Consider the following 880-nt stretch of genomic DNA (forward strand, 5'->3'; position numbering starts at 1 on the left):
TCTTGGCCGATGACGACGATCGCAGGATCTGGCACCGGGCGGCCGCCGCGACGTCCTACGACGACGACGTCGCCGCCAGTCTCGCCGACGCGGCGATGCGCGCCAACGCCAGGGGCGCGTCGGGGCTCGCGCTGGAGGCGCTGGAGCGCGCGGCCTACCTCAGCGCCGACCCGGCCCGCCGGGGCGCGCGGCTGATCGACGCCGCCATCATGGCCATGGATCTCGGTGACCGTGCCGCCCTGGAACGCCTCGTCGGCCGCGCGGAGGACGCCGGCCTCGCTCCGATCGACCGGTCCAGGCTCGCCTACATCCGCGGCATCGCCCTGCACTACGTGTGGACCGGCGTGGACCGGCTGTCCGACCTCGCCGGGTTCCTCGACGAGATGCGCGCACGCGACGGCTCGGCTATCGCGCTGCGCTGGCTGGCCACCGTCAGCATGCGCTGGTTCTTCTCCAACCCCACGCAGGACGACCGCACTCCCCTGATCGCCGCGATCGAACGGCTGGACGTGCCCCCGGACCACCCGCAGATCGTCACGTCGCTCGCGTTGGTCGCCCCGGTGGAGCGCGGCAGGCAGTCCCTCTCCCGGCTCGACGCGCTGAGCAAGGCGAGCTGGGTCAGCCCGCCCAACCTGCAACAGCTGGGCATGGCGGCGAACGCGGTCGGGGCCTTCCCACTGGGCGCGCGGTTGTACGCGGAGGCGATCGCGGGGATGCGGGCGCGGGGGCCGTTCGGGGTGCTCGCGCAGGCGTTGGTCGGGCAGGCGACGTTGGCGGCTCGGCTCGCCGACACCCGGCTCGGGGTCGTCGCCGGCGCCGAGGCCAGGGCGCTGGCCGTGGAGACCAGGCAGCCGCAGTGGGTGTTCACCGTCGACGCCGC

General features: G+C 74.3%; 1 pseudogene. It reads left to right on the plus strand.

Going from position 1 to position 880, the window contains the following annotated elements:
• A pseudogene (locus Psi02_RS39775) lies at nt 1-880 on the plus strand (hypothetical protein); the annotation flags it as partial.

Origin of the sequence: Planotetraspora silvatica (assembly GCF_016863315.1) — a bacterium.
GTDB lineage: Bacteria > Actinomycetota > Actinomycetes > Streptosporangiales > Streptosporangiaceae > Planotetraspora > Planotetraspora silvatica.